A 25688-nucleotide genomic window follows, 5' to 3' on the forward strand; every position below is an offset into this window, starting at 1 on the left:
GTTTCGCTGATGGGTAAAAATATCATCAAAATCTCTCCATCATTAAACAGCATATAAGTGATTTGCTCGCCCGCATAGCATGAGCGGGCAGTACCAATCTACTGCTCAGATGATTTCAGTTTGTGCGCCGTTCTCAAAATTTGTCCAGCTAAGATAGCCGCACCGAAGCCATTATCAATATTCACTACGCCCACCCCTGCTGCACAAGAGTTTAGCATTGTCAGGAGTGGCGCAAGTCCGCCGAAACTCGCACCATAGCCGACACTGGTGGGAACTGCAATCACGGGACAATCAGCCAAACCAGCGACGACGCTGGGTAAAGCACCTTCCATCCCGGCAACGACGATTAGCACATTCGCCGATTCAATGACGTGACGGTTACTTAACAGGCGGTGGATACCCGCGACACCGACATCCCAGAGGCGCTGCACCCGGAAGCCACAGAGTTCTGCCGTAACCGCTGCTTCCTCAGCGACGGATAAGTCTGCTGTACCGGCACAGAGGATGCCAATGGTGCCCGAATACTGGGGTTCTAGGGTGGCAGGTGCAATGGCGCAGATTCGCGCCGAAGCGTAATATTGGAGACCTGCTACTTTTTCCTGCAACTGGGCATAGACTGCCGGTTCAATCCGCGTTGCCATAACGATAGGGTTGCGCGATCGCATCGCCTCCATAATCCCCGCAATCTGTTCGGGTGTCTTTCCTGGCCCCCAAATTACCTCTGGAAAACCCGTTCGCAAGGTGCGGTGATGGTCAATTTTGGCAAAATCGCCCACGGGTTCAAAGGCAAAATGCTTGAGTTTGTCTAACGCCGCTTCTGGGCTAACGTCACCAGCGGCAACCGCTGCTAATAAGGATTGCAAAGCTTCAGGTTGAGTCACGGCTTCAAATTAAGAATATAAAAATGCAAACAGAAGAATTGGCAATGTAAATTTTGCCTTTAATCGGTCACTTTCAGCTCATAAACATTCCAGAGGGCACCGCCCAGAGAAGAGTATTTGATCCCGGTAACGCGATCGCGCACGGCTGACATTGACAGCGGGTTGACTAGATAAATCATCGGCAAATATTCCTGCGTAATCCGTTGAGTTTGGGCATAGATTTCTTTACGCTTGACCTCATCTAATTCTTGAGCAGCTTTAATGTACAGACGCCCAATTTCCGCCTCCCAAGCAGCCACCTCTCGACCCTGAATCGGTTTTGACCCCGATACGGCATCCTGATTGAAGCTGTGTAACCCGCCATCGGGCAACCAGACATTTGCACCATTATGCGGTTCGATGCCACCAGTAAAGCCGAGCAAATAACATTCCCAATTTAGAGTGTTTGCGAGTTTATCTACAAGCGTGTTGAAGGCAATCGGGGTGAAATCTACTTGAATGCCAATTTGGCTCAAACTTTGCTTAATTTGCGCTCCCATTGACACGCGGGTTTGATTTTCAGCATTCGTTATTAATGTAAACTGCACGCGATTTCCATCCGCGTCTAACAACTGACCTTGGTTATTATATTTAAACCCTGCGTTTAATAGTAATTTCTTAGATTTTTCTGGATCATATTCGTAGACTTTCAGCCCTTCTGCCGGAGTTATGTAGTAAGGACTTTGTACAGAAATCGGTGAATTTTGCATTTCACCCAGACCGCGCAAAGTGTTGTTAATCATCGCTTGCCGATCGATGGCATAAGCAACCGCTTGCCTGAATGCTAGATTATTGAACCAGCGAGATTTAACGGGCTCGATCAAAGGGCGTCCGTTCCGGCGTCCTTTATTTAGATTAAAGGAAATAAAAGTCGTGCCGGATCGCGGTCCACCTGTATAAACTGTAAATTTTCCGCGCTTTTCTTCTTGCTTTAAAAGTGGAAAATCTTCTGGACGCAATCGTCCCCACCCGTCAGTCGTATCTAAACCACTAGAGCGGAACTGAAGCAGCTGAGTATCCATATTTTCCGTAATTTGCCACACGATCCGATCGATGTAAGGCAACTGATTGCCTTGTACATCTCGTCGCCAGTAATACGGGTTACGCCGAAATACGACCCGTTCGCTAGTGGTGTAACTTTCTATTTTATAAGGGCCATGAACAATTATTTCCGCTGGATTGGTATCCACTCCCCAGATAGACATCAACCTGGGTTTTCCCTCTGAGTTTTTCGACTTTACCGCGTCCTTAAGGGCGTGTTTTGGCAAAATCACGATCGCATCGTTTTTTGAGCCAGTTGTAGTTCGCAAAAAAGGAGCAAACGGTTCTGGCAGAATAAATTCAACCCGCCGTGCATCTAGCTTTCTGACTTGCGGAAAAGCACCAGATGTGCCAATTTTTAGGCTATCTCTGGCATCGGTAAGAATCTCTTTATTAAGAACCACATCTTCATACGTGAAGACAACATCATCCGCCGTCAGTGGCTGACCATCCGACCATTTCAATCCTTCTCGGAGAGTAAAAACGATTCGCCGTTTATCCTCTGATATTTCCCAAGATTCAGCTAATGCAGGCTCAATTTCACCCGTAACGCTATTTTCAGACGTTAATCCTTCGTAAGTGAATAGAAAAACATGGGGAAATTCTTGATTAAGTACCCAATTAAAAGTTTTGGGATCGCTTAATGTGGCTGTCACCAACTGGGATACTTTCTCAGTTGCCTGAGTTTTGAGTAAAGTTGGGTGACAGCCGAATAAAGCAAAAGGAAAAAGCAAAAAGCAAAAAGATAGAAAAAGAGGAAGCAGGAAATTAATCTTTCTTTTCCCTGCGCCCAATTGTTTTTTGCCTTGTTTACGGAATGTTTTTGTTTTCTGCGACTTTGAGTTCATAAAGATTCCAGAAGGCTCCACCAAGGGCAGAGAATTTAACGCCCTGAACGCGATCGCGCACTGCCTCCATTGAAAGCGGATTTACCAGATAAATAAAGGGTAAATTTTCCTGGGTAATGCGTTGGCTTTCGACATATATTTCTCGCCGCTTACTTTCATCAAGTTCGCTGGCACCTTTAATGTAAAGGTTTTCGATTGCCAATTCCCAGTCATCAACCTCCCAACCCTTCAGCGGAGGTTCTCCAGCTTGCGGTCCTAGGTTAAAAGTGTGTAAACCCCCTTTAGTTGTCCAAGTGTTTGCCCCGCCATTTGGCTCAATGCCGCCACCGCCAATTTTGCCAATATAGCTATCCCATTTCCGTTGGGTATAAACTTTTTCAATCAACGTATTGAAGTTAATCGCATTAAAGTCTACCTGAATCCCAACTGCGCCAAGGTCTTCTTTAATCTGAGCGCCGATAGCTTCCCGCAGCTTATTCCCTGAATTGGTCAGCATACTAAAACGAACTCGATTGCCATCTGCATCGAAAAGTTGACCCTGTGGGTTATATTTAAATCCAGCTTTTCGCAGCAATTCTTTCGCCTTTTCTGGATTATATTCGTAGACTTTGAGACCTTGCTCTGGGGATAAATAGTAAGGACTTTGCTTATAAATCGGTGAGTTTTGCGGTTCTCCCAGCCCTCGATAGAGATTGTTCAGCATTTTCTGACGGTCGATGGCGTGAGCAACCGCTTGGCGGAACTCAAGCTGATTGAACCAGCGAGACTTAATGGGGTCTACGAGAGGCTGATTTTGAGAATTTTTGGCTTTATTTAAATTGAAAACCAAAAAAGTCGTACTGAGTTCGGGGCCACCCGTGTAAATTTTAAATTTTCCCCGGTTTTCTTCTTGCTTAAGGAGAGAATAATATTCCGGCGCGATCCCCAGAGTATCTAAACCGCCAGAACGATATTGGATAAAAGATGTGTCGGTATTTTCGACAATTTGCCAGACAATGCGATCGATATATGGCTGTTGATTACCCTGAGTATCCTTGCGCCAGTAATAGGGATTTCGTCGAAATGTCACCCGCTCGCTAGTTTGATAGTTTTCTAGCTGATACATTCCATTGACAATAATTTTTTTGGGATCGGTGTCGATTCCCCAGCTAGACAGAAACTTGGGTTTTCCATCTGAATCTGTAGTGACAATGGATTCTCGCAGCGCATGAGCAGGTAAAATTGCAAGTCCGGTGTAGCGCAAAAACGGGGCGAAAGGTTCTGGAACTGTAAATTCAACCCGTCGTTCATCAAGTTTACGGACAGTAGGCAGCAGGCGATCTTTGCCAATCTTTAGAATGTCTCTAATATCAGTAGGAATTTTTTCGTTGAAATAGAGTTCATTGTAAGTAAAGATGACATCATCAACGGTCAGTGGTTGACCATCAGACCATTTCAAGCCCTCCCGCATGGTAAAAACAATTCGCTTTTTGTCTGGGGCGACTTCCCAAGATTCAGCTAAGGCGGGTTCAAGTTCACCATTGCCGTTTTCAGTAATTAACCCTTCGTAAATTAAGCTAAAAACGTTGGGTGATTCTTGACTTAGAACATAGTTAAAAGTTTTTGGATCTTGCAGAATACTGTCCACCAACTGCGGCACCTGAGCGGCTTTTGTATTAAATTGATTCAGGCTACAGCTATGGAGCGCGATCGCGCTTATCATCGCCAGTATGAGAGCTAACAAACGACCCCAGATTAGGGGAATAGTAGCAGAGAATTTCATAATTTTTGTCTGTAAGAGTATTAATTAAAACTTAGGGAGTCTGTAGCCAACCGAAGAAATCTTGTGTGCAAGTTAAATACTTAACCACACCAGCATTCTGCAAAGCCGCTTGTACTTGCAGCAGTTTAAATTCTTTGACATTGGCGCTGAGAAACACTTTCCTATCTGTGGGATGCAGGCGTGCATGATTAAGAATGCAGTGCAAAATCAAGTTATCCGTAGGGTCTTTTTCGATCAAACGTGTATCCAAGCTTTCCTGAAGCATATCGCCAGTTAATGGAATCATCTCTGCTTTGGTGTTGAGATGATCGAGGACTTGGAAGAGACGATTTTCGACATCATTTAGTAACGCCTCATTCTCAATTAGGGACTGTTCTAAATGGGAAAGGAGAGACTTGGCGTGGGATGAGGTGACATCTCGACGTAACTGGCTGATTTGATTATTCAGTTCATTCATGAAACGATTGCGGCGCTTTATTTCGTCCTCTAACGCTGAGAGAGATTCCATACAGCAAATACTTGGTATCGCTATCTGGACTGATGCGGTCGGATTCTGTAGCAAAGTATTCGCTTGGGAGTCGCGTCCTGTGGCAATGCTCATCAAGAAATTAGTCTCAACGTAAAGTATCACCAAGAAGCGCCACCTTCAAAGTAAGTCTCTGCATCTTCCAGCACCGGCAATAAACCGATAGCTGCCAATTCTTTTGATGCTGGCGGGGTTTCTGACTTCCAATGATAGGCTAAGTCTCGCACCCACGCTTGCACGAGCGTCGTCAAGTATCGCTCAAATATCCGTTTACTGCTAAATTCGCGGTCATAATGGCTAAGCACCGCAGCAGTCTTAAGTAGAATAACGGGTTCCGATAAATTAGCACCGTCCCATTGAAAAATTTCAATGTTTTCAAGATCAGCCAGCATAGCAAAGGGAATTTTCGGGTTCCCAATTTGCAGGTACGACTTGAGGTACTCGATCGCCCATTGTTTTTTGGCTTTACTCTTTTTAAGTTTAGTAGCTGCGACTTCAACGACTAAAACCGTTTGCCCTTTACAGTTGCGGGCAATAATATCAGGACGATATTGCAAAGTGCGATCGCCCTGAGCCAGTTCAAATCTTCCAGCTTCCATTGCCTTAATGCTCCCAGCGCGTTGAGAGTCTCTGTCTTATCCGCCTCTCGTTCATTCCTATCCTAGACATTTTCAACCTTTTGACTCGATAGCTTTGAGCCAAGTTAATCAGAAGCTACCAGTAAGGCTACAGCATAAGCTGCGATTCCCTCTTCGCGCCCAACTGAGTCTAACTTTTCATTTGTAGTGGCTTTGATGCCTACTTGATCGGGTTTTAATTCTAGGACATCGGATAAGCGATCGCGCATCTTCTCAATATGCGGCTTCAGTTTCGGACGTTCTGCCACTACTACTGAGTCAATATTCTCAATTTGCCAACCTCGTTCCCGAATTAGCTGATGCACCTGCTTGAGCAGTTCCAGACTATCAGCCCCTGCCCACTGGGGATCTGTCGGGGGAAAATAATGACCAATATCGCCTAAACTCAGGGCACCGAGCATCGCATCCATAATCGCATGAGTCAGCACATCGGCATCGCTGTGCCCCAGCAATCCTAATTCATGCTCAATCTTCACTCCTCCCAGAATTAAAGGACGCCCAGTAACTAAGCGGTGAATATCGTAACCGTTTCCGATGCGAATCTTAGCCATTTATCCGTTTTCAGCAAAATTTCAGCAAAAATACTTGGCTTGGCGACTCGAAGCCGCAGCTACACAAACGAAGTCCGCGCAACGCGAGACTATAAAATTATTTCGGCTTGAAGCCTGGGTCGGCAGGCTTTGTTTGTATAGCCCCAAACTTACAGTCTGAGGGCATCGAAGGACTTTTGCAAGCGGTAGGACTAAACGCTGCGACTATATCTGCGCCATATCCGTGTATTCAGTTAATAGCTCATCGTAGGTAAGGCTATCGGTTTCCGCTTGGGGACTCCATAGCAGTTCAAACACCATCAGGTAGTCAGGGGAGATGGACGCTACTTTCTCTAAAGCTGACTTCAAAGCTTCAGCGGTGCGAATTTCTTCAAATAACGGCTTGTCATCCGCTGTTCCGACGAGCAACGTGACCACAATATAAGCTGCTGGGCCATCATCCAAGTCAGGCATCGCGGGTTTTTGTTGTCTGACTCTACCACCCACATTTGTAAGGGTTTCCGCACTAAATTTGCTGCGTTCTTGTATAGAAACTTGGTTGAAAATTGCCTCGGCGTCCTCTCGACTTTTCACCGTCTGCGAAGTCGCTAATACATGAGTCCAATTTTCGGGCGATCGCAATAGTGCCAAAGCTGATTCTTGTAGCAGCTGCATCAACCCTTCAGAAGTGTCGGTATCCACATTCAGGCTCAGTTCCGTCAGCTGAGATTGAATACTTCGAGCTTGAGCCAGCAATGCCACCTGTATCTTGCTGACCGTAACCGTATCATTCTCTAGCTCTTGAGCCGCACTCCCACCCTTCTTCTTCAAAAAGATGAAATAAGCCCAAAGCCCAATACTCCCAACTGCCAACAACATCAATAAGAAAAGCCAAGGAAAGTCACTCGATGAGTTACTAGCGGTAGAAGAATAGCCAGAATTGGTTGGTACTTGAGCAGGAACAGAATTTGCAGTTCCCGGCGCAGTTTGAGGGTAGGTTGATTGATTCGCCGGAACGTTATTGGGATAATAATTCGGCGGAACGCTGTTGGGATAGGTATAGACGGGCGGCGGTGCAACGGGAACCGGCACGATGACAGTGCTTCCCGGTTGTCTATAGTAAGGTTCATTCCAAGACGAGTTCGGGCGCGTCGGTTGAGTTCTCACTGAGGACGGCGGGGGAGTGGTTCTTTGAAAAGAGCCGCCGCCTGCTCGCCCACCTGTACTGCCCCTACTGGACTGCGACGGTGTAGAGTTTCTGGGAGAGGAGCTACTACCGCTACTGGAGCGACTGGGGCTGGAACTAGAACGTGACGGTGAAGAGCGAAAAGAGCCGCCACCGCTTCGTCCACCACTACTTCTAGCCTCGGCTTCATTGCCAATCTTCAGCCCGGTTTCTTGATTGCCAATGGGCAGATGAATATTCACACTGTTGACTACCGTGAAACTCAGGACTGTAGCCCAAAGCAACTGAAGTTTTACGTTTCGTAGCATTTTCGCCGTTCCATTCTTCTCCTCTACGCTAGCTTTTCCTTGCCGCTATTGTCGAGGTGATAAGGTTGCAGTCAATCTGCGGATATCTTTACATTAATTCATTAAAAGAAGATTTTAGAATTAATTTAGGTTCGGAGTGCTAGATTAATGGCTAGATATCAGAATTCTGGGTGAGTGGACACTTACAATAAAGCGGAGATTATTATGTGAATAAAACCCGGCGGCAAAATTTTCAATGAGTCGAGAAAAAGCTCACGCTTAGGAAAAATAAATTATTTTTTAGTTTAGTTCATTAAAATCAAAGAATACTTAATAATCTATTAAATCTATACATCAAAAATAATTTTCACCTATTATCTTACCAATTCCTGAACTTTTTCGGATAATCGGATTAGAGTCAGTAAATATTAAAAAATAATTATGATTTTTAAAATAAAGCAACCTCGGAAAATTTTTATTTTCTCTATTCTTGGTTTGGGTCTAGCGGTAGGAGCTTACTACGGCTGGTTTTTTCTCAGAGACTACCAGACCTTGAGGCAGGTGCAAGCAGATCAAAAAAAGATTGCTGCCTATCGCCAAAAGACTCAAGCGATGCCTACAGATCCTCAAGCCTTTCTTAACCTTGGCAATGCCTACATGACATTCTGGGAAAGTTCAGGTAAAGGTATTCGGATCGCTAGCCAGTTACAACAACAATCTTTGGCATGGGAGTGGCTATTCACCAAACCGAAGATGCTCAGCGAAGCTGTATTAGCTTATAACAAAGCTCTGCAACTTGACCCAACGTTGGTTGATGCCCACTTTGGTCTGTGTTTTGCGTTAGTGGAACAAGGAGAAAGTGCAAAAGCGATCGCACCTTGTCGCAAAGCTGCCAAACAGCAACCTACAAAAGCTAAGAATCATCTATGGTTGGGGCTTGCTCTCACTTACGAACGTCAATGGGTCGCAGCAGAGGCAAGTTTTCGCAAAACGCTTGAACTAGAACCGAAGAATGACGATGCATACTACCACTTAGGTAACGCCTTGCTGGCACAAGAAAAAACAAATGAGGCAGTAGCAGCTTATCGCCAATCGATTGAGTTAGACCCAAAGGCCAACCTGACATACCTGCGTTTAGGCGATGCTTTGGCTATACAGAAAAAACCAGAAGAAGCGATTGCTGCCTACCAAAAGTCAATTCAGGTTGTACCTAATTACCATCCACCTTACGAAGGGCTGGGGTGGATACTGGCTGAACAAAACCGATTAGATGAGGCGAGCGCGGCTTACCGCAAAGCGATTGAACTCTATCCTTCCTATACAGATGCTTATCAAGGGTTGGGACAGGTTCTAGTTAAACAAAACAAATTAGATGAGGCAGTTGCTACTTACCGTAAAGGGATTGAATGGAAATCTAAAAAGAAAGATAAAAATGGTGACATCTATTGCCTTTTGGGAATAGCTTTGATGAAACAGAAAAAGTTACCGGAAGCGATCGCAGCTTTTAAGCAAGGTCTAAAACTCAGCCCTAACGATGCAGATGCGCGTCAGAGTCTGCAACAGGCAGAGAAACAATTAGCATCTACTCAAGGGAAAAATCAAGGTAAAAAACAACGATGATTCTTCAATCCATCATCTGCAACATTGAGAGATTTTGCTTGTGAACAAAACATCTATACATCCCTTAAGTGGAGCTGTCCTATCTGGTGGATTCTTGCTACTGGCTATAAGTCTGTGTCCTCAAACTCAAAAAGCTTCCGCCGATGTAACAGATGAGCAGATGTTTGTAACCAAAGCAACTCTGAATCTGGCGATCGCTCCTCAGTTTGATGATGTCTACCCATTTGCTGATGGGCTGGCTAAGGTTGAACAACAGGGCAAAAAGGGCTTTATCGACAAAACTGGTAAGTTCATCATTCCTCTCAAATTTAGGGTTGGACCTGACAATGGCGAAGGAGAGGAAGCACCTGATATTGTTGGCTCGTTTTCTCAGGGACTGGTAGATGTTCAACTGGGCGGTTTTACTGGCAAATGTGGCTATCTCAGTAAAACAGGTAAAGTTGCCATCCCGTTACAGTTTGAGCGTTGTAGTGGATTTTCCGAAGGGCTGGCAGCCGTCCGGCAGGGTGGCAAAACTGGCTACATTGACAAAACTGGCAAGTTTATTATTCCTCCTCAGTTTGATGCCCAGATTTTACCCGCTATGCCTTTTTCTGAGGGATTGGCAGAGGTTCAGCAGGGCAAGAAATGGGGCTTTATTAATAAAACTGGCAAGTTTATTGTTCCACCCAAATTTGAGGCGACAGTCGCATATTCTCAGGGTTTAGCAGCCGTCAGACAAGTCAAGAAATGTGGCTATATTGACAGTAAAGGTAAGGTTGCTATCCCACTCCAGTTTAATGACTGTACTCCTTTTTCTGAAGGATTAGCTGCTGTCCAAAAACAGGGAAAATGGGGCTATGTTGATAAAGCAGGAAAGATGATTATCTCTCCTCAGTTTGACCAAGCGATAAATTTCTCTGAAGGACTGGCAGCCATCAATCAGGCGGGTAAATGGGGTTACATCGATAAAACAGGGAAAATCCTTATTTCACCGCAGTTTGAAGAGACAGACCAATTTGTTCAGGGGCTGGCACCCGCTGCTCAGGGTGGTAAATGGGGTTTTATTGATAAAACTGGCAAGTTTATGATTACCCCTCAATTTGATGTAGCGACAAAGTTTTCTGAAGGTCTGGCAGCTGTTTATCACGACGGCAAATGGGGGTTTGTCGCCAATAATCTGCCCTTAAAATAAGCCACATTTGACAGAATAAATGACTTAAAGAGTGATTGAGCGTGACGATCGACAAATCTTTGGCATGGAAGAAACTTTTGTGGCAATGGTTAGTTGCCTGCGTCGTGGCTAAACTGCTGCAAATCATTGTGGACGGAGTTGCCGGAGCGGTTGCATCAGCGACAGGGGGAGGATTCACTGGGGGTAGCACTAGCCTTTTGTTGATCCTCATCGTGTTTAGACTGATCGGCGGTGCTTTAGGCGGAACTGCTCAATGGCTGGTTTTAAAGCAGTGGCTCCCATCTATTCGCTCCTGGGTGCTGGCAACCAGTTTGGGAAGTGCGATCGCCTTGGCGGTAATTAACGGGCTATGGGCAGTGACTCTTATGCCCCCAGCTTCCGGCTTGATAGGTGGCATGATGCCCACGATGTCTGTGCTGCCTCAGTTTTTGTTTGATGGCATCTACGGCATCTTGCTGGGGGTAGCACAGTGGCTGGTGCTGAGAACAAAAGTGCCGCAAGCAGGTTGGTGGGTGATAATCAGTGGTGCTGGCGCGATCGCAAGTAGTATCGGTATCGATGTGCTGCAAAGGTTTATCGGCCCGATGGGGATTGATGTCAGCCAGAGTGCTTGGAATCCATTCTTTTGGGCGATCGCATCTGTCAGCGTTGTGCTTTACGCTGCGATCTCAGGCGGGTTTCTGGTCTGGAGTTTGCGTCAGCGGTTCTAGCGAGTAGAAAAGGACTGCACAACACTCTGGACATTGTTTTCTAGCCCGTTACTGCTTAAGAACAAGCGATCGCCATTCAGAACAAATCGATAAATATGGCTTTCACGGAGTGTCGGGGTGTGCCAAAGCACCTGTCCGCTTGTGGCATCGAAGGCATTCACCCGACTATGGTTCTTTGCTGAACCATAGAAACCAAGAGCGCTGACACCTTCGATTTCCATATCAGCCGTGTAAATAATATTGTCTGCCAGAGCGATGGGTCTGGGTTCTTGCCGATCCTGGCGAGATAAGGTAAATTGCCGAAGCATAGCCCCAGTCTGCCAATCCAAAACGACAAATCGCGTACTCGTCTTGGCATCACCATCCCAGATGAAGACTTCGCGATCGCTCGCTAGCTTGGCTTCACCGCCCCGCATCGTATGAGTCCAGCGTTCCTTGCCCGTTTTTAAATCGAGTGCCTTGACCCAACCGGGTTCCTTTCCTGCACGGTCTTTGCTATACACTGCCGGATATACAGTGTCTCCTAAAACTGTGACATCCGTTAGCTCGGCTGAGGTGTTCCAAGTCCAGAGGACTTTTCCGGTAGCGGCATCCAATCCGGTGAGTTGGTATCCTCTTTGCGGTGTACTGGGATTAACTAAGATGGGCAAAAACACTACCCCATTTTGAACCACAGGCGATTTGGAGTCCACACTCTCAAAGGTAGAAACCATACTGTCTTTGGGGGTGACAAACTTCCAGAGCAGTTTATCTGGAGTACGGGCAGAAATTTCGTTGCGATCGCTCTCTACTCCCTGTTTGACATAACTGTTGAGAATGAAGGCTCCCTGAAATACTCCAATTGCTCCCGCAAAGTCTGAATTGTCAAGTGGCAATACTGCTTTTGTCTTGCCTGTGTTGGCATCAAGCGTCACCAGGTTTTTGGGATCGTCAACTAGTGGCAGTAGCCCGAAATCGCTGGCATAGATAGTATTACCCTCTATAGCAAACACCCTGCCAATCGGCTGCTGACTGAGCCATTGCACCTTCCCGGTTGCCGGATCGAGTGATTGAAGTGCTGAGGGCTTTGTATTCCCCGTTGGCACCAGCAATCGGTTCTCTGTTGCGATTGGTGCCGTACTAGCGTGTAGGTTTACTGACCACACAGGCTGACGAGTCGATGCCGCACTAATGGCAGAAGCGATCGCGTGGTAGCCCAGCACCAGCACTACACCTACCAGTACATATTTGAAAAGCTTTTTTAACACCGGGACGACTCCACTTCAACCTGAGAAAATCATAATTTGGAACAAACTAAACCCGGCTGATTTTCTCCATAATTTAAGCTTTTTAGCCTGCAAGCAGTCAGTTGTAAAACTTGAGATTAAGCGATCGCTACCAGGTCACGGTACTCGCTCAAAAGTTCCTCTTGAGTAAGTGCATCAGTTTCTACCTGAGGACTCCAGAGTAGTTCAAACACCATTAGATAGTCGAGGCTGATGGCTGTAACTTTCTCTAAAGCAAGCTTTACAGTATGTGCAGAATTGAGGTTTTCAAATAACGGCTGATCGTCAGCCGTGCCGATTAGCAATGTTACGACGATGTATGCAGGTTGTTCTTCATCTGGATCGAGTTCAACTTGTTGCTGGGTAACTTTGCCATCTACGTTAGAGAGGGTTTCAGCCGTAAATTTGCTACGTTCTTGTAACGAAAGTTTGTTGAAGACTGTTTCAGCTTCCTCCCGACTAGAAACTGTCTGTGAACTCCCCAACAGATGAGTCCAGCATTCGGAATTTTCTAGCAGTGCTTGCACAGATGCTTGTAGTAGCTGCATCAACCCTTCCTGGGTTTGAGTATTAGCCGTAAGACTTAATTCAGACAATTTTGATTGAATCGTACCAGCTTGGGCTGTTAGCGCTATCTGTAGTGTGCTAACGGTGACGATATCATTTTCAAGCTCATTCTGATTCATGGTTTTTGGTTTTTGGTTAGAACTGGAATCTTGCAACCAAGCAGCAAATAAATCGGGACGGCGATCGCGCGTTCTCTCGATTTGTCTGTCTCGCCGCCAGCGTTCAATCTCCGCATGATTCCCCGATAGTAAAACATCCGGCACCTTCCACCCGCGAAAGTCAGCAGGACGGGTGTATTGAGGATAATCTAACAACCCCGCCTCGAAACTTTCTGCTTTTAAAGACTCTTTTTTCCCCACCGTTCCCGGTAATAGGCGGATGGTGCCGTTGAGCAGTGCCAGCGCCGGGATTTCTCCACAAGTCAAGACAAAATCCCCTAAAGATACCTCCCGTGTCACCAAATTCAGCACCCGCTCATCGACACCTTCATAATGACCGCAAATAATTACTAATTGGTCATAATTGGCTGCCAATTCTCGAAACAGCGGTTGCTTCATCGGTTCTCCCTGCGGCGTCATCAGGATCGTCTCACGTCTGGCTAGAACTGGCAGTGACTCCACAGCACCAAATATCGGCTCTGGCTTCATCAACATCCCTACTCCGCCGCCGTAAGGCTCATCATCCACGCGGCGGTGTTTATCGGTGGCAAAGTTACGGGGATCGATCAGATGCACAGAAGCAATCTGTTTGGCTAAAGCTTTCCCTAACAGTCCCGAACTCAGAGGAGAGGAGAAAAAATCTGGAAAAAGAGTAACAATATCAAATCGCACAGCAGAAGTCGGTGATAGTTAAGTAGTAGGTTGATTTTACCCATTCCCTACGAATTCCTACCGATTACCCACTACCCGGTATCCCTAATCGCAAGATAATGTTAAATATTTTATAAAAAAAGTTGACTCGATCTGGCATTATGCATATAGGATTAAGCCCAAAAGCGACAAGCTATGGGCGATCTGTAACGTTTGTTACTCAACAACCTAGAAAAACAATTAAATTGTTTGGTGATGTTGATGGAACGCCTGCCAGAAAGATTGATAAGGAAATTGAGACGATTGACAAGCGTGAAAAGAGAGATTGTCCTGGTGAGCAAGGGGGTTAGAGGGAGTTGAGCAAGAACCATGCATCAGGATAAATTGGCATTCCTATCAACTGGCAGAACGATAGTATTCGATATCACCCTATGCTCAAGAGCAACATGATGCTGCAGTTAGAACCTCAATCCTTAGTACAGAGGATGCCCCAATCAACGAAAACCGCCATCATGGTGATCGGCGGTGCGGAAGACAAAGTTCACGGACGAGAGATATTACAAACCTTTTTTAATCGTGCTGGCTCGACTGATGCCTGCATTGCGATTATTCCGTCAGCATCCAGAGAACCTGCGGTGATTGGCGATCGCTACCTCACCATCTTTCAAGAAATGGGTGCGAAAGTAGTGAAAGTGTTAGATATCCGCGAACGGGAGCAGAGTTACGATCCCTTGATGCAGGAGTACATTGAAGAGTGTACAGGGGTTTTCATGACTGGAGGCGATCAACTGCGACTCTGTGGACTGCTTGGCGAGACGCCATTTATGGAAAGAGTCCGATACCGCGCGCAACTGGGAGAGATTACGCTGGCAGGAACCAGTGCAGGAGCGGCGGTGATGGGACATCATATGATTGCGGGAGGCGGTAGCGGCGAGTCTCCCAATCGTTCCCTAGTCGATATGACGCTAGGGTTAGGGATTTTACCGGATGTGATCGTAGATCAACACTTTCACAATCGCAATCGCATGGCGCGTCTGATTAGTGCGATTTCGGCTCATCCAGACAAATTAGGGATTGGGATTGACGAAGATACTTGCGCCTTAGTGGAAGCGGATGGTCTTTTACAGGTAGTCGGCAAAGGCACCGTGTCTATCGTCGATCCTGGGGAGATATCTCACACGAATCAATCTTTAGTGGGAGCAACCGATCCGATTAGTATTTTCAATCTACGGTTGCATATTCTTAGTTATGGCGATCGCTACCATTTACACCAGCGAGTCATCCTGCTACCCGATGGCTGATGAGTGAATATTACTAGCGGTACTTCAATTCCAAATTTAAAACTTGTCATGATTGCCTTTTTGGCAAAAAACTGTTCGTGGAGAACAGTCTAGTGACTTTTTAAAGCTGGAAACTAGGGAATTGCTTAAAGTAGCAGCGGATTCAGTAAGGGCGAAGCCTTTCTGGCAAAGTTTTCTCTTAAAAGCAGCAGATGTGAAATCGCTTGCATCTTCGTCCCTACCCGCGATTCGACAGCCCACATCCTCTGAATCACCCGCAAAAGTAGCCATGAGAATTTTAAAAATCCAGACATTACGGGGTCCCAACTACTGGAGTATTCGACGGCAAAAATTGGTCGTCATGCGCCTAGATTTAGAAGAACTTGCAGAAAAGCCATCCAATCAGATTCCTGGCTTCTACGAGGGATTAATCCAGGTGCTGCCAAGTCTGGAAGAACACTTCTGTTCCCCTGGCTGTCGAGGTGGTTTCTTGAGCCGAGTCAAAGAAGGCACGATGATGGGACACATCATCGAACACGTTGCCCTAGAACTCCAGGAACTCGCTGGGATGCCATCTGGCTTTGGTCGTACCCGCGAAACAGCCACCCCAGGCATTTACCAGGTGGTCATTGAGTACCACGATGAACAAGCCGGTCGCTATGCCGCCAGAGCCGCCGTGCGCCTTTGTCAGAGTATTGTAGACACCGGCACCTACTCCGCTCAGGAGTTAGCACAGGATCTCAAAGACCTGAGGGATTTCGCACGGGCTGCTGCCCTCGGTCCCAGCACCGAAACCATTGTCAAAGAAGCCGAAGCGCGGGGAATTCCCTGGATGCCTTTAAGCGTTCGCGCCATGATTCAGATAGGGTATGGCGTCTACCAGAAGCGGATGCAGGCGACTTTGAGCAACCACTCTAGCATTTTGGGTGTCGAACTTGCCTCCGACAAAGAAGGCACCAAAAAAATGTTGCGCCAAGCCGGGGTGCCGGTTCCGCGCGGCACGGTAATTCACTACCTGGACGAACTTGAAGACGCCATTCAAGAGGTGGGGGGATACCCAATCGTCCTCAAGCCCCTCGACGGCAACCACGGACGGGGCATTACTATCAATATCACCGACTTCCAACAAGCAGAAGAAGCCTATGATGCTGCCAAGAGTGCTTCTAAAACTCGCTCGGTGATTGTTGAACGCTACTATACTGGAAGCGACCACCGAGTATTGGTGGTCAACGGCAAATTGGTGGCAGTTGCGGAACGAGTCCCCGCCCATGTGGTAGGAGATGGCACATCCAGCATCGAGCAATTGATTGAGCTAACCAATAGCGATCCCCATCGGGGTGAAGGGCACGATAACATCCTCACCAAAATTGAAGTAGATCGCACCACCTTCACGCTGTTGCAACGGCAGGGGTATACCCTGGAGACCGTGCTACCTGCCGGAGAGATTTGTTATCTGCGGGCAACCGCCAACCTCAGCACTGGCGGGATTGCTGTTGACCGGACTGACGAGATCCATCCCGAAAATATCTGGCTTTGCGAACGAGTCGCCAAGATTATCGGGTTGGATATTGCTGGAATTGATGTGGTGACATCCGATATCAGCAAACCCTTGCGAGAAATGGATGGGGTGATTGTTGAGGTGAATGCCGCCCCTGGATTCCGGATGCACGTTTGTCCCAGCCAGGGTTTGCCGCGAAATGTGGCTGCCCCAGTGCTAGATATGCTCTTTCCGCCTGGAGCGCCCACTCGCGTTCCCATCATTTCCATTACTGGCACCAACGGTAAAACAACAACGACTCGTCTAATTGCCCACATCTTCAAGCAGACGGGGAAAACGATTGGCTACACTACCACCGATGGCACTTACATTGGGGATTATATGGTGGAACCGGGGGATAACACCGGCCCTCAAAGTGCCCAGCTGATTCTTTCAGATCCCACAGTAGAAGTAGCGGTGCTAGAAACGGCGCGGGGAGGGATTCTCCGCTCTGGTTTAGCCTTCAGTGCTTCTGATGTGGGTGTCGTCTTAAACGTGGCTGCCGACCACCTGGGAATTGGCGATATTGAAACGATCGAAGATATGGCTCATCTCAAGAGCGTCGTGGTGGAATCGGTGATGCCAGAAGGCTATGCCGTCCTGAACGCCGACGATCCCTTGGTAGCAGCGATGGCGCGGCGGGTGCAAGGACAAGTAGCTTATTTCACCATGAATCCAGAAAATGAGCTGGTGCGAGAACATACCCGTCGGGGCGGTTTGGCAGCGGCTTATGAAAATGGCTATTTGTCGATTTTGAAGGGAGATTGGGTACTACGGATTGAACAAGCGGTGAATGTGCCGCTGACGATGGGGGCACGGGCACCTTTTCAGATTGCCAACGCGCTAGCGGCGAGTTTGGCGGCTTTTGCGGAAGGGGTGAAGATTGAGGAAATTCGTCAGGGCTTAAATACGTTCCGTGCTTCAACTGCTCAGACACCAGGACGGATGAATATGTTCGAGATGGGCAAATATAATGCTCTGATCGATTATGCTCACAATGCAGCCAGCTATGAGGCGTTAGGTGGTTTTGTCCGCAACTGGCCTGGTGAGAGAATTGGTGTGGTGGGTGGCCCTGGCGATCGCCGCGACGAAGATTTCATCACGCTGGGCATACTCTCGGCTAATATGTTTGACCGCATCATCATCAAGGAAGATGATGATACGCGGGGGCGACCTCGCGGTGAGGCAGCTGCCTTAATCTCTCAGGGAATTCAGCAAGAAAAGCCAGATTCCCGCTATGAAACCATTCTGGATGAGACGACCGCCATAAATACGGCGCTGGGGCAAGCACCAGAAGGCAGTTTGGTGGTCATTTTGCCAGAAAGCGTCACCCGTGCGATTAGCTTAATTGAGGCGCGTCGCCCTCAAGGGGAAAACGGACATCAGCCGGTTGCACCGTCGATAGAAAATCAAAATAGCTTGAAGGCGTCTGTAGCACAAACCCTTTAAACGCTCATCAGTTATGTATTTGTAGGGACACGGCAATGCCGTGTCCCTACCCGTTATTTGAGGTCTTGATTTTCATCTGATGGTTCCTCGTCCACGCCCCTTACTCCGTCCTTGAAGCCGCGTAAAGTCTTACCCAGCGAACTTCCCAGTTCGGGAATCTTCTTGGGACCGAAAATTAAAATCGCTGCGATCGCGATTACTCCCACTTCAGGCCATCCTAAACCAAACATACCCGTTTCCTGCGAACTATCCACAATCAACTATAGGAGACTATCGAGCGGCTGGAGGAAGATAATCTCTTGTAATGGGTATTTCCAACCATTCGCTAAGTTCTTGGGTTAACCATTCGAGTTCCGCTTCGTGTATGCCGCCACTCTCAGCGTTAAGTTCATACTGCCTTAATCCTGCCTCAATAATGATTTTGCCTGGAACATCAACCCGGTTTCCTTCTGAGTCTTTTTTATGGTGTTTCGGGATGTATACCAGCCTGTTAATATCCTGTCTCAATGCTGGACGAGGACGATGGAATTTAAATCCAAATATTTCCCATGTCAGTGAAATTTGCTTTTGATTGCTATAAAGCTGCGATCGTCCAAATAACGCGAAGAGAATCTGCCAGCTCATACTCACGCCAGCAAACCAAAAGGGTAGTGAAAACAACACCATAAACAAGTTGAAGCCGAGCGGTGCAAATAGGACAGAGCTTGTCCACACGAAGATGAATGAATTCCAAGCGATCGCAAAAAAGCACAACCCTATCGTAGAAGCAGTAAGTCCCTTCGGAGGGATACTAATTTTAATAAAATCTGCATTTTTAGTCAGTGAAATTTTGCTACCAGTTGGTTTCTTGACAACTAGAGGAAAGCTATCTGCTGTTGGATGTTCTTGTTTTAATGCTTGTAGTGCTTCACTAGCAGAAGCCAAGCGTCGATTTAAGCTGGGATGTGTCATCCGCTTTAACCAATTGATTAAAACAGGACTGAGATTGGCAGTTTTTTCAAATTTAATTTGCAGGTTATCTGTTTGAGGTAAATCAGCAGGATGTTGACCTGTTGCCAGATAAATTAAAGTTGCGCCTAGACTGTAAATATCGGATGCGGGAACTGCACGTCCGCCAAATTGTTCTGGCGGCATATAACCATAAGTTCCTACAACTGTAATTGTCCCGCCTTCCCTGGCGGCGAGAGTCTGCACCGCCCCAAAATCAACTAAATAAACTCCGCCAACATTATTACCAGAACGGCTGGTTAATAAAATATTGCTGGGTTTAATATCTCGGTGGATAACTGGAGGTTGACGACTATGCAAATAGTTGAGAATTTCGAGAATTGCAGTGCTAATTTGCTTGATATCTGCTTCGCTGAAAGTTCGTCCTCCTTTGAGATATTCCTCTAGAGATTTCCCTTCCACGTAGGTTTGGACGAGGGCAAATCCTTTGTAGTTCGGTGAATTTAGCTCAAAATAATCCAGGTAGCGCGGAATCGCCGGATGTGTCAAAGATTTTAAAGTTTCCGCTTCCCGTTCAAATAACTTAAGCTCCTCCCACTCAAAATCACTGCCAAAAGTCAATAGTTTGATGATTACTAATTGTTGCGTTGTTTGGTCACGCGCTAGGAGTGTGCGTCTTCCAGCGCGTTTTCCAAGCTGTTGTTCGATTTGGTAGCGATCGCCAAAGACTTCACCCTTCATACTTATCGCCTGCCCCTAGCTATTAGCTGTTGTTATAACTCTGGGTTATCGCGGGTGGCAAGCTGATATCCTTAACCTACCTGCCTTTATTACTGGATTCTTGTACGCTAAAGAAAACAAATTTTAAAAAAATGCTCGAAACTTCTAAGCCTTCCCTACGCGAACAACAACACCCTCTGATTCGCAATTTAGCGGACACTATCGAGGCAGTTTGGCACCGCCATCTCGACCTTTCTCCCTACCACCTGCCAGAAGAGTTGGGGTATGTGGAAGGGCGATTAGAGGGGGAAAAGCTAACGATTGAAAATCGCTGCTACCAGTCGCCGCAGTTCCGCAAAATGCACCTGGAATTGGCAAAAGTCGGCACAATGCTGGATATTTTGCATTGCGTGATGTTTCCGCGTCCAGAATACGCGCTGCCAATGTTTGGCTGCGATTTAGTCGGGGGACGGGGACAGATTAGTGCCGCGATCTCAGATCTTTCTCCTACAAGCAGCGACCGCACCTTACCGGCAAACTATACCGCTGAACTTCAGGCGCTACCAGCCCTTCAATTTTCCCAACCGCGCGAACTACCCGCTTGGGGCGCAATCTTTTCAGAATTCTGCATCTTTATTCGACCCAGTAATCCAGAGGAAGAAACCCAGTTTCTCTCTCGCGTCGAGGCGTTTTTAGACATTCATTGTGTTAATGCCAAAGCCGCCAAACCCGTTTCTGCCGAACAGCAAGCTGAAATTTTGCAGGGTCAACGCAACTACTGCACCCAACAGCAGCAAAACGACAAAACCCGTCGAGTGCTAGAAAAAGCTTTTGGCGAGGAGTGGGCAGAACATTATATGACGACAGTTCTGTTTGACTTACCGAGTGCTTAATCTGCTAGTAAGATTCCCTCGCCAGATTGATGCCTACCTCTTAAGATTAATTAATAAAAATAATTTCCTTAGAGGCTATGGCACAGGAATCTGGCTCCAAGAATCAACCATTCGTAAAACCTGTAGGGCGGTGGGCGATCGCGGTTGTCGTGGCTGGTGCTTTAGCAACCAGCGGTGTTACCGTTTACAACCTCTATGCCTTGCGAGAGGCTGCTCAGCAGCCGGTGCCAGCAGTAGAGCCGAGTACGCCTCCTAAGCTTGCTGTGACTGCCTTGGGGCGTCTGGAACCGCAAGGGGAAGTGATCAAACTCTCTGCTCCTATGTCGGTTCAGGGCGCTGCTCGCGTGGATCAACTTTTGGTCGGTGAGGGAGATAAGGTCACAAAAGGTCAAGTGGTGGCAATTCTCGACAATCGCGATCGCTTACAAGCAGCTTTGGACAAGGCAAAACAACAAGTCAAAGTCGCCCAAGCCGATCTCAATAAAGTTAAGGCTGGAGCGCAAACCGGGGAAATTACCGCTCAGAAGGCAGCGATCGCTCGTACTCAAGAGGAGTTACGCGGGAGAATTGCCACTCAACAGGCGACGGTAGCTCGCTTAGAAGCCGAACTGCAAGGGGAAAAAAATGCGTCTGTTGCCAAGATTGCCCGCCTGACTGCCCAGATGGATAATGCGAAAAAGGAGTTTGAGCGCTATGAGCAGCTATATCAACAAGGTGCAGTTGGAGCTTCTCTCTTTGACACCAAGCGCTTAGAAGTAGAAACGGCACTTCGGCAACTCAACGAAACTCAAGCCACTGCTAACCAGAAAGTAGCCACCCTGGAACAGCAAATTAACGAAGCCAAAGCCACTGCTAAAGAGACAATCGCCACTCTAAAACAGCAAATCAACGAAGCGAAAGCAACGTTAGAAAAAATTGCGGAAATTCGTCCCGTCGATGTCCAAGCAGCGCAAGCCGAAATTGAGAACGCGATCGCATCCGTCAAACAAGCGCAAGCCGACTTGGAATCAGCCTATGTCCGCGTACCCGTTGCTGGTCAAGTTTTGAAAGTTCATACCCGTCCTGGAGAAACCATTGGTAATAATGGAATCGTCGAAATTGGGCAAACCGATTTGATGGTTGCTGTCGCAGAAATCTATGAAAGTGATATCGGAAAAGTGCGGTTAGGGCAGCAAGCGACGATTAACAGCGAGGGCAATGCTTTTGCCGATGAACTCAAAGGAACGGTCAATCAAATTGGCTTGCAAATTGGGAAAAAAGATATTTTAAATACCGATCCAGCCGCAGATGTAGATGCCAGAGTGGTGGAAGTAAAAATTCGCCTAAATGCAGAGTCCAGCCGCCGCGTTGCCGGTTTAACTAACTCTAAAGTCACCGTCAAAATTCATATTTAGCTATCTTTACTAATGGTTTTTGAACAATTAGCCATTAGCCCCTTGCCAACAAGTTTTGTAGAATCATGCCAAAAATTCCTCTAGCCTGGTTACAGCTTACCCGTGAAAAAATGCGGCTGCTGGTGGCACTTGCCGGTATTGGTTTTGCTGACATTTTGATGTTTGTGCAGTTAGGGTTTCGCGATGCCCTTTTTCAAAGCTCCGTAAGCTTGCATGAAAATATGCAGGGGGACGTTTTTTTGGTCAGTTCCCAGTCCACGGCTTTGATTGCCATGAAAAGTTTCCCACAGCGGCGACTGTATCAAGCTCTCAGCTTTGACGGAGTAGAATCGGTCAGTCCAGTATATCTTGGCTTTGGCTTGTGGAAAAATCCAGAAAATCGCCGCACTCGCCAATTGATGGTAATTGGATTTAATCCCGCAGCAGAAATTCTAAATTTACCCGAAGTTAAAAATAACCGAGATAAAATTAAACTTCCAGATGTTGTTTTATTTGATGAAGCGTCTCGTCCAGAATTTGGGGCAGTTGGTGATTGGTTTAAGCAGGGAAAAACTGTTGAAACAGAAGTAGAAAGCCGTCGCGTCAAAGTACAAGGCTTATTCACGCTAGGCGCATCATTTGGAGCCGATGGTAATCTGATAACGAGCGATTTGAACTTTTTTCGGATGTTCCCTAGACGACAGAGAGGATTGATTGATATTGGAGTGGTTAATTTAGAAGCCGGTGCGGATGTAAGTCAAGTTATTCAAAATATGAAGGAGTCCTTTAATTTAAAGAAGAATGATGCGAAATGCCAAGACTTAAAAAATATGGATAAAGACTGTACAGATGTACAAATTTTGTCCCATGAAGAATTTATTGAGTTTGAAAAGACATATTGGCAAACCAGTACATCAATTGGATTCATTTTTGGTTTAGGAACCTTAATGGGATTTGTTGTTGGTACAGTTATTGTCTACCAAATCCTATACACTGATGTTGCCGATCATCTAGCTGAATATGCTACGTTAAAAGCGATAGGCTATACGGATTTATACTTACTAATTGTTGTTTTTCAAGAAGCTTTAATTTTATCAGTTTTAGGTTATATTCCTGGCTTTTCGTTAGCGTCAGGGCTTTATATTTTTATAAAAGGCGGTACAAATTTGCCGATTGCAATGACTGTTGTTCGAGCAACCGTAGTGTTGCTTTTAACTATTTTTATGTGCTTGATTTCAGGTGCGATCGCAGTCCGTAAGCTCCGAGCTGCCGACCCCGCTGATATTTTTTAAATGGTATTTTTTAACATAGCTAGTTGCTAATTTTAATGAAATTGAAAAATTATGCTGCAAGAACCGATTGTTGCAATTAAAAATCTCAATTATTACTTTGGCAAAGGTTCGCTCAGAAAACAGATTTTATTTGATATAAATCTGGAAATGCAACCGGGAGAAATTACAATCATGACTGGGCCATCAGGGTCAGGAAAAACTACATTATTGACTTTAATGGGCAGTTTAAGGTCTCCTCAAGAAGGTAGCCTGAAAGTATTAGGACAAGAACTAATTGGAGCTTCTAAAAGCCAAATGGTGCAGGTACGGCGGCACATAGGCTATATTTTTCAAGCTCACAATTTGCTGAAGTGCCTAACAGCGCGACAGAATGTACAAATGTCGGTGGAACTGCATCGGGATATTCCGTCACAGGAAGCTGCAACCAGGTCAGCCGCGATGTTGGAAGCGGTGGGGTTAGGCGATCGCATAAATTACTACCCGGAAAATCTTTCTGGGGGACAAAAACAACGGGTAGCGATCGCGCGTGCTTTAGTGAGTCATCCTAAATTAGTATTAGCTGACGAACCCACTGCTGCTTTAGATAGTAAATCCGGGCGCGATGTTGTCGAGCTGATGCAGCGATTAGCAAAGGAACAAGAATGTACGATTTTGATGGTAACTCACGATAATCGTATTTTAGATGTTGCTGACCGAATTATTCACATGGAAGATGGGCGACTAGTCCGCGATACAGTTATTTCCGAAAAAACGCCTGCTTAAGTCAGATTTCTGAGTGAAAAATCCGATTGAAGTGGGTTGATTTCTCTTTATACACTACATAGTTTTTGGCGAATGGCTCATTCTACAAAAGGCAATCTTTTCATTTTCCATTTACACTTCAAGAAAGCCTTTTGTTTAGAGATGATTGTAACTAAGCTCATATCTTGCATCAAGCTCTCAGAATAGAATTCTGGGACGATTGCATTCCAAATCTAAAAGCGCGGACTAACCGAAAACAAGGGTTTTGTAACCTGCTCTCGGCAGGTTTCGTTTGCGTGCTTCCTATCGCTGTGCGGTTTCAACTGCCCGGAGCAAGATGTCACTAAAGAATAACTAAGCAGAATCCACCCTGGTTGCTGATGGAAAAGAACTTATTTCTCAACATCCTAGCGCTTCGTGCGAATAGTGACATTGCCACCTTCACTTAATTGTTCTAGGACCAATAAAGGTGTCGGTTTGGCTTTTTGATCCCATTGTAGTTTTGCAAGACGACCCTGAATTGTGGGTTGCCAAGTATCGTGGTCTTCCGCTGGACTGAGGAATGTTTCAATACAATCAATAATTTGGCTAATCGTAGCAGAAGTCGCTTGGGTAGGTAATTTCATTAACTTGATTTGAATGCGGAAAAGCACCCGCTTAGACCGCTTTGTCCCCTCTCCCGTCTCATAAATGACATCAAAAATCTCATCAACTTGGCGTCCCGCTGTACTGGCAATGCCCACCGATGCTTGCGATGCTTGGGTAGGACGCAGGGCAATAGTGATTAAGTCTTTTACTCTGACTTTAATTTGATTAACAATGGCAAAGTGAAATACCTCTTCATCCATTCGCATTCTGAGGTAATCCAGGTTGAATTCGCGTGAGTTAACCAAGTCAGGATTGCTTTCCATTCTATGAATAGAGTCAAGCGCCAACTTTAACTTTTTCTGGAGGTCTTTGACTTTAAAATCCTGGATCTTGGCTTTCTTTGCCATCTCATCCTTTTTAAGCTTGACAAATACTGCCCCAGCAATGAGAAGTAACAGCAGTCCTCCGGAAGTGTACATCCAGATGGGCGCGGGTTGAGCGTTGGCGGCTGCGGCTGCTGGTTGGGCGGTTTGAGTTTTTTTGGCAGGGGCTTTAGGTTGAGCCTTCTTGGCAGGGGTTTGAGCCAATCGCAAATCTACAATAAGGAACGGAGTGGACATAGTCGCTAGCCTAAAAAAAATTCATGTCTATTTTCAGGATGCCCAAAAAAGCAGAAATTACAAAGTAAAAAGTATGAAAGATAAATAATCAAGTGTGAAATTCTGTCAAATCCTTTTTCGGAAAGCGGCTCGACTCTTAGTTTAGACCCAAATCACACTTCATTAGAGCTGACTTTAACGTGCTGTTAGCGCAACGGCGCGATCGCACGGACTAGGCGAAACTACAGAGACTTTCATCGTTGGTTGTGAACTAGACCTCCTGCATGAATCAGTGAGTATGTGCCAGTTCGTAGTTCAACAGTCCCGCAATCAAGTTGAAGCGTAAGCCAAACCGCTTTCTACGATTGCGATAGCGTCCCGAAAA

The 25688-nt window shown here is 46.3% G+C and carries 22 protein-coding genes and 2 pseudogenes; 10 read left to right on the top strand and 14 right to left on the bottom strand.

Going from position 1 to position 25688, the window contains the following annotated elements; all coding sequences use genetic code 11:
* Nucleotides 1-98 precede the first annotated feature (98 nt).
* From larB to NDI34_RS06690, 7 genes are all read right to left on the bottom strand, one after another.
* The gene (gene larB, locus NDI34_RS06660) at nucleotides 99-881 is read right to left on the bottom strand and encodes a nickel pincer cofactor biosynthesis protein LarB (protein ID WP_190434342.1); all 783 of its coding nucleotides are present in this window, start codon (nucleotides 879-881) and stop codon (nucleotides 99-101) included.
* Nucleotides 882-940: 59 nt separating this feature from the next.
* The gene (locus tag NDI34_RS06665; RefSeq protein WP_348232216.1) at nucleotides 941-2809 is read right to left on the bottom strand and encodes an ABC transporter substrate-binding protein; all 1869 of its coding nucleotides are present in this window, start codon (nucleotides 2807-2809) and stop codon (nucleotides 941-943) included.
* Nucleotides 2772-4571, bottom strand: coding sequence for an ABC transporter substrate-binding protein (locus tag NDI34_RS06670; RefSeq protein ID WP_348232217.1), 1800 nt, complete (start codon nucleotides 4569-4571; stop codon nucleotides 2772-2774). The genes NDI34_RS06665 and NDI34_RS06670 overlap by 38 nt, the downstream gene beginning before the upstream one ends.
* Nucleotides 4572-4602: 31 nt before the next feature.
* Nucleotides 4603-5202, bottom strand: a complete 600-nt coding sequence (locus NDI34_RS06675) for a PIN domain-containing protein (RefSeq protein WP_190434540.1) — start codon at nucleotides 5200-5202, stop codon at nucleotides 4603-4605.
* Nucleotides 5199-5696 (bottom strand): hypothetical protein, encoded by a 498-nt coding sequence (locus tag NDI34_RS06680; protein ID WP_348232218.1) that lies wholly within the window; start codon nucleotides 5694-5696, stop codon nucleotides 5199-5201. Before NDI34_RS06680 ends, NDI34_RS06675 begins: the two co-directional genes overlap by 4 nt.
* A gap of 104 nt (nucleotides 5697-5800) precedes the next feature.
* Nucleotides 5801-6286 carry a 2-C-methyl-D-erythritol 2,4-cyclodiphosphate synthase gene (gene ispF, locus NDI34_RS06685; RefSeq protein WP_190412330.1) on the bottom strand — a complete coding sequence of 162 codons (486 nt, stop codon included), beginning with the start codon at nucleotides 6284-6286 and terminating at the stop codon, nucleotides 5801-5803.
* Nucleotides 6287-6490: 204 nt separating this feature from the next.
* The gene (locus NDI34_RS06690) at nucleotides 6491-7759 is read right to left on the bottom strand and encodes a DUF1517 domain-containing protein (protein ID WP_348232219.1); all 1269 of its coding nucleotides are present in this window, start codon (nucleotides 7757-7759) and stop codon (nucleotides 6491-6493) included.
* A 420-nt stretch (nucleotides 7760-8179) separates the two neighbouring features.
* Here NDI34_RS06690 and NDI34_RS06695 point away from each other — a divergent pair, with 420 nt between their 5' ends.
* Genes NDI34_RS06695 through NDI34_RS06705 form a run of 3 tightly spaced genes read left to right on the top strand, consistent with a single transcriptional unit; the run spans nucleotide 8180 to nucleotide 11242 of the window.
* Complete coding sequence (locus NDI34_RS06695; RefSeq protein ID WP_348232220.1) at nucleotides 8180-9358, top strand: tetratricopeptide repeat protein; 1179 nt, start codon at nucleotides 8180-8182, stop codon at nucleotides 9356-9358.
* 40 nt (nucleotides 9359-9398) lie between these two features.
* The gene (locus tag NDI34_RS06700; protein ID WP_348232221.1) at nucleotides 9399-10532 is read left to right on the top strand and encodes a WG repeat-containing protein; all 1134 of its coding nucleotides are present in this window, start codon (nucleotides 9399-9401) and stop codon (nucleotides 10530-10532) included.
* Nucleotides 10533-10573: 41 nt separating this feature from the next.
* Complete coding sequence (locus NDI34_RS06705) at nucleotides 10574-11242, top strand: hypothetical protein (protein WP_348232222.1); 669 nt, start codon at nucleotides 10574-10576, stop codon at nucleotides 11240-11242.
* On the opposite strand, the gene NDI34_RS06710 is transcribed toward NDI34_RS06705, so the two are convergent.
* The 3 genes and pseudogenes from NDI34_RS06710 to trmD form a co-directional block, all read right to left on the bottom strand.
* A complete protein-coding gene (locus NDI34_RS06710; RefSeq protein WP_348232223.1) occupies nucleotides 11239-12489 on the bottom strand; it encodes a PQQ-binding-like beta-propeller repeat protein in 1251 nt (416 codons plus the stop codon). The two genes, NDI34_RS06705 and NDI34_RS06710, sit on opposite strands and share 4 nt — an antisense overlap.
* A 116-nt stretch (nucleotides 12490-12605) precedes the next feature.
* Nucleotides 12606-13193 (bottom strand): DUF1517 domain-containing protein, encoded by a 588-nt coding sequence (locus NDI34_RS06715; RefSeq protein WP_348232231.1) that lies wholly within the window; start codon nucleotides 13191-13193, stop codon nucleotides 12606-12608.
* Between the two features lie 27 nt (nucleotides 13194-13220).
* A pseudogene (gene trmD, locus NDI34_RS06720) lies at nucleotides 13221-13904 on the bottom strand (tRNA (guanosine(37)-N1)-methyltransferase TrmD); the annotation flags it as partial.
* A 140-nt stretch (nucleotides 13905-14044) separates the two neighbouring features.
* Here trmD and NDI34_RS06725 point away from each other — a divergent pair.
* From NDI34_RS06725 to cphA, 3 genes are all read left to right on the top strand, one after another.
* Complete coding sequence (locus tag NDI34_RS06725) at nucleotides 14045-14233, top strand: hypothetical protein (RefSeq protein ID WP_190429442.1); 189 nt, start codon at nucleotides 14045-14047, stop codon at nucleotides 14231-14233.
* 99 nt (nucleotides 14234-14332) lie between these two features.
* The gene (locus NDI34_RS06730; protein WP_190412853.1) at nucleotides 14333-15184 is read left to right on the top strand and encodes a cyanophycinase; all 852 of its coding nucleotides are present in this window, start codon (nucleotides 14333-14335) and stop codon (nucleotides 15182-15184) included.
* A gap of 268 nt (nucleotides 15185-15452) precedes the next feature.
* Entirely contained in the window at nucleotides 15453-18149 is a 2697-nt protein-coding gene (gene cphA / locus NDI34_RS06735; RefSeq protein ID WP_348232224.1) for a cyanophycin synthetase, read from the top strand.
* A gap of 53 nt (nucleotides 18150-18202) precedes the next feature.
* On the opposite strand, the gene tatA is transcribed toward cphA, so the two are convergent.
* Both tatA and NDI34_RS06745 read right to left on the bottom strand, forming a co-directional pair.
* On the bottom strand, nucleotides 18203-18379 hold the full coding sequence (gene tatA / locus NDI34_RS06740; protein WP_190412322.1) for a twin-arginine translocase TatA/TatE family subunit: 177 nt from the start codon (nucleotides 18377-18379) through the stop codon (nucleotides 18203-18205).
* A gap of 40 nt (nucleotides 18380-18419) precedes the next feature.
* Nucleotides 18420-19838: a serine/threonine-protein kinase gene (locus NDI34_RS06745; RefSeq protein WP_190685080.1), complete on the bottom strand. Its 1419-nt coding sequence runs from the start codon at nucleotides 19836-19838 to the stop codon at nucleotides 18420-18422.
* A 131-nt stretch (nucleotides 19839-19969) separates the two neighbouring features.
* On the opposite strand from NDI34_RS06745, the gene NDI34_RS06750 reads away from it, so the two are divergent.
* From NDI34_RS06750 to NDI34_RS06765, 4 genes are all read left to right on the top strand, one after another.
* A complete protein-coding gene (locus NDI34_RS06750; RefSeq protein ID WP_348232225.1) occupies nucleotides 19970-20710 on the top strand; it encodes a phycocyanobilin:ferredoxin oxidoreductase in 741 nt (246 codons plus the stop codon).
* Between the two features lie 77 nt (nucleotides 20711-20787).
* Nucleotides 20788-22104, top strand: coding sequence for an ABC exporter membrane fusion protein (locus tag NDI34_RS06755; RefSeq protein ID WP_348232226.1), 1317 nt, complete (start codon nucleotides 20788-20790; stop codon nucleotides 22102-22104).
* 65 nt (nucleotides 22105-22169) lie between these two features.
* Nucleotides 22170-23375 carry an ABC transporter permease DevC gene (gene devC / locus NDI34_RS06760; protein ID WP_190434370.1) on the top strand — a complete coding sequence of 402 codons (1206 nt, stop codon included), beginning with the start codon at nucleotides 22170-22172 and terminating at the stop codon, nucleotides 23373-23375.
* 51 nt (nucleotides 23376-23426) lie between these two features.
* Nucleotides 23427-24137: a DevA family ABC transporter ATP-binding protein gene (locus NDI34_RS06765; protein ID WP_348232227.1), complete on the top strand. Its 711-nt coding sequence runs from the start codon at nucleotides 23427-23429 to the stop codon at nucleotides 24135-24137.
* A gap of 386 nt (nucleotides 24138-24523) precedes the next feature.
* On the opposite strand, the gene NDI34_RS06770 is transcribed toward NDI34_RS06765, so the two are convergent.
* Nucleotides 24524-25324 (bottom strand): hypothetical protein, encoded by an 801-nt coding sequence (locus NDI34_RS06770; protein WP_190412316.1) that lies wholly within the window; start codon nucleotides 25322-25324, stop codon nucleotides 24524-24526.
* Nucleotides 25325-25592: 268 nt separating this feature from the next.
* A pseudogene (locus tag NDI34_RS06775) lies at nucleotides 25593-25688 on the bottom strand (IS5/IS1182 family transposase); the annotation flags it as partial.

Origin of the sequence: Trichocoleus sp. DQ-U1, assembly GCF_039961925.1 — a bacterium.
Lineage (GTDB): Bacteria > Cyanobacteriota > Cyanobacteriia > Cyanobacteriales > FACHB-T130 > FACHB-T130.

What these genes read in the sequence shown, in the direction of transcription:
- NDI34_RS06665 (WP_348232216.1), bottom strand. Translation starts at nt 2,809, where the DNA reads ATGAACTCAAAGTCGCAGAAAACAAAAACATTCCGTAAACAAGGCAAA.
- NDI34_RS06670 (WP_348232217.1), bottom strand. Translation starts at nt 4,571, where the DNA reads ATGAAATTCTCTGCTACTATTCCCCTAATCTGGGGTCGTTTGTTAGCT.
- NDI34_RS06680 (WP_348232218.1), bottom strand. Translation starts at nt 5,696, where the DNA reads ATGGAAGCTGGAAGATTTGAACTGGCTCAGGGCGATCGCACTTTGCAA.
- ispF (WP_190412330.1), bottom strand. Translation starts at nt 6,286, where the DNA reads ATGGCTAAGATTCGCATCGGAAACGGTTACGATATTCACCGCTTAGTT.
- NDI34_RS06690 (WP_348232219.1), bottom strand. Translation starts at nt 7,759, where the DNA reads ATGCTACGAAACGTAAAACTTCAGTTGCTTTGGGCTACAGTCCTGAGT.
- NDI34_RS06695 (WP_348232220.1), top strand. Translation starts at nt 8,180, where the DNA reads ATGATTTTTAAAATAAAGCAACCTCGGAAAATTTTTATTTTCTCTATT.
- NDI34_RS06715 (WP_348232231.1), bottom strand. Translation starts at nt 13,193, where the DNA reads ATGAATCAGAATGAGCTTGAAAATGATATCGTCACCGTTAGCACACTA.
- NDI34_RS06725 (WP_190429442.1), top strand. Translation starts at nt 14,045, where the DNA reads ATGCATATAGGATTAAGCCCAAAAGCGACAAGCTATGGGCGATCTGTA.
- NDI34_RS06730 (WP_190412853.1), top strand. Translation starts at nt 14,333, where the DNA reads ATGCTGCAGTTAGAACCTCAATCCTTAGTACAGAGGATGCCCCAATCA.
- cphA (WP_348232224.1), top strand. Translation starts at nt 15,453, where the DNA reads ATGAGAATTTTAAAAATCCAGACATTACGGGGTCCCAACTACTGGAGT.
- tatA (WP_190412322.1), bottom strand. Translation starts at nt 18,379, where the DNA reads ATGTTTGGTTTAGGATGGCCTGAAGTGGGAGTAATCGCGATCGCAGCG.
- NDI34_RS06745 (WP_190685080.1), bottom strand. Translation starts at nt 19,838, where the DNA reads ATGAAGGGTGAAGTCTTTGGCGATCGCTACCAAATCGAACAACAGCTT.
- NDI34_RS06750 (WP_348232225.1), top strand. Translation starts at nt 19,970, where the DNA reads ATGCTCGAAACTTCTAAGCCTTCCCTACGCGAACAACAACACCCTCTG.
- NDI34_RS06755 (WP_348232226.1), top strand. Translation starts at nt 20,788, where the DNA reads ATGGCACAGGAATCTGGCTCCAAGAATCAACCATTCGTAAAACCTGTA.
- devC (WP_190434370.1), top strand. Translation starts at nt 22,170, where the DNA reads ATGCCAAAAATTCCTCTAGCCTGGTTACAGCTTACCCGTGAAAAAATG.
- NDI34_RS06765 (WP_348232227.1), top strand. Translation starts at nt 23,427, where the DNA reads ATGCTGCAAGAACCGATTGTTGCAATTAAAAATCTCAATTATTACTTT.
- NDI34_RS06770 (WP_190412316.1), bottom strand. Translation starts at nt 25,324, where the DNA reads ATGTCCACTCCGTTCCTTATTGTAGATTTGCGATTGGCTCAAACCCCT.